The organism is Rhizobium sp. SG2393 (assembly GCF_042610495.1).
GTDB lineage: Bacteria > Pseudomonadota > Alphaproteobacteria > Rhizobiales > Rhizobiaceae > RU20A.
Window position 1 is genome coordinate 1 of the sequence record NZ_JBHGAP010000016.1, and the last position, 2,500, is coordinate 2,500.

Below are 2,500 nucleotides of genomic sequence, written 5' to 3' on the forward strand. Positions count from 1 at the left end.
TGGTTGCGGGGGCAGGATTTGAACCTGCGGCCTTCAGGTTATGAGCCTGACGAGCTACCGGGCTGCTCCACCCCGCGCCGAGCGCGTTTGGTTTCCCAACGCGCGGATATTTGGCTTGGCCAAAATTGATGTTTTCTGTTTGTCGGTTTTCGTTGTCTGGAACGACGAAGGGCCGCTTTTGGCGGCCCTTGGTGTCGGCCAGGGGCCGTTTGGTTGTATTGAGAAGATTGTGTTGCGTTTTGCAGACCTGGCAGCGACCTACTCTCCCGCGTCTTGAGACGAAGTACCATTGGCGCTGGGGCATTTCACGGCCGTGTTCGGAATGGGAACGGGTGGGGGCTCCCCGCAATGACCACCAGGTCGGCGAAGCGCAACGATGCCGACGGCATCGTTGCTTTCCTGTTTGCTTTGGCAGAACCTTTCTTCCTCACTGACGTTCGGAAGGGTGCCAAAGCGGCCATACGGGAAAGCATGGATGCTGTCGCATTTTTTCGAGAAGCTGGTGAAGGCTAAGCCTTCTTGTCTTAAACACGTCTTCTCTTCTTGAGGGCAACGGAGCCAAGCTCCGCAAGGCCAGAGGCCGTCGGCCATCGTTGGCCGGCCCGTCCGGAGCGAAGCGGCAGAGCCGCGACAGCGTCAGGACAGAAGAGATGGCTCATCGAATTTCATTCGATGAGCATTTTCAATGAGAACGATCAAGCCGATCGAGCGATTAGTACCGGTAAGCTTCATGCATTGCTGCACGTCCACACCCGGCCTATCAACGTGGTCGTCTTCCACGGCTCTGATAGGGAATACTCGTTTTCAGGTGGGTTTCCCGCTTAGATGCCTTCAGCGGTTATCCCTTCCATATATAGCTACCCTGCTATGCCCTTGGCAGGACAACAGGTCCACCAGAGATATGTCCATCCCGGTCCTCTCGTACTAGGGACAGATCCTGTCAATATTCCTACACCCACGGCAGATAGGGACCGAACTGTCTCACGACGTTCTGAACCCAGCTCACGTACCGCTTTAATTGGCGAACAGCCAAACCCTTGGGACCTGCTCCAGCCCCAGGATGCGATGAGCCGACATCGAGGTGCCAAACAACCCCGTCGATATGGACTCTTGGGGGTCATCAGCCTGTTATCCCCGGCGTACCTTTTATCCGTTGAGCGATGGCCCTTCCACGCGGGACCACCGGATCACTATGACCGACTTTCGTCTCTGCTCGACTTGTCAGTCTCGCAGTCAGGCGGGCTTATGCCATTGCACTCGACGAGCGATTTCCGACCGCTCTGAGCCCACCATCGCGCGCCTCCGTTACTCTTTCGGAGGCGACCGCCCCAGTCAAACTACCCACCATACACTGTCCCGGATCCGGATAACGGACCGCGGTTAGACATCCACGAAGATAAGGGTGGTATTTCAAGGATGGCTCCACAAAGACTGGCGTCCCTGCTTCAAAGCCTACCACCTATCCTACACATGCCTTGGCGAATGCCAGTGTAAAGCTATAGTAAAGGTGCACGGGGTCTTTCCGTCTGACCGCAGGAACCCCGCATCTTCACGGGGAATTCAATTTCACTGAGTCTATGCTGGAGACAGCGGGGAAGTCGTTACGCCATTCGTGCAGGTCGGAACTTACCCGACAAGGAATTTCGCTACCTTAGGACCGTTATAGTTACGGCCGCCGTTTACTGGGGCTTCGATTCAGAGCTTGCACCCCTCCTCTTAACCTTCCAGCACCGGGCAGGCGTCAGACCCTATACGTCGTCTTTAGACTTCGCAGAGCCCTGTGTTTTTGATAAACAGTCGCTACCCCCTGGTCTGTGCCACCCCATCATACTTGCGTAAAATGGGGTCACGCTTCTTCCGAAGTTACGCGTGCAATTTGCCGAGTTCCTTCAGCATAGTTCTCTCAAGCGCCTTGGTATACTCTACCTGACCACCTGTGTCGGTTTCGGGTACGGTCTATACGGTGGAGCTATTTCCTGGAACCGCTTCCCCGCCCAGACAATCCAATAAGCCTGAACAAGTTACGCAATCCGTCACTACCACCAGGCCCACGATTATTAACGTGGTTCCCATCGACTACGCATTTCTGCCTCGCCTTAGGGGCCGGCTAACCCTGCTCAGATTAACTTTAAGCAGGAACCCTTGGTCTTTCGGCGAGAGGGTCTCTCACCCTCTTTATCGTTACTCATGTCAACATTCGCACTTCCGATACCTCCAGGACCCCTCACGGGTATCCCTTCGCAGGCTTACGGAACGCTCCGCTACCACATGGTCTTGCGACCACATCCTCAGCTTCGGTGCATGGCTTTAGCCCCGTTACATTTTCGGCGCAAAGACCCTTATTTAGACCAGTGAGCTGTTACGCTTTCTTTAAATGATGGCTGCTTCTAAGCCAACATCCTGGTTGTTTTGGGATCCTCACATCCTTTCCCACTTAGCCATGACTTGGGGACCTTAGCTGGAGGTCAGGGTTGTTGCCCTCTTCACGACGGACGTTAGC

General features: G+C 55.0%; 1 protein-coding gene, 1 tRNA gene and 2 rRNA genes (1 of these 4 cut by a window edge). 1 reads left to right on the forward strand and 3 read right to left on the reverse strand.

Features of this window, described 5'->3' with window-relative positions:
• Both ACED18_RS20405 and rrf read right to left on the reverse strand, forming a co-directional pair.
• A tRNA-Met gene (locus ACED18_RS20405) sits at positions 1–77 on the reverse strand.
• A gap of 168 nt (positions 78–245) precedes the next feature.
• Positions 246–360 (reverse strand): 5S ribosomal RNA (gene rrf, locus ACED18_RS20410).
• Here rrf and ACED18_RS20415 point away from each other — a divergent pair.
• The gene (locus ACED18_RS20415; RefSeq protein WP_377295439.1) at positions 349–513 is read left to right on the forward strand and encodes a hypothetical protein; all 165 of its coding nucleotides are present in this window, start codon (positions 349–351) and stop codon (positions 511–513) included. The genes rrf and ACED18_RS20415 overlap by 12 nt on opposite strands.
• Positions 514–691: 178 nt before the next feature.
• On the opposite strand, the gene ACED18_RS20420 is transcribed toward ACED18_RS20415, so the two are convergent.
• Positions 692–2,500 (reverse strand): 23S ribosomal RNA (locus tag ACED18_RS20420) (it continues 996 nt past the right edge of the window).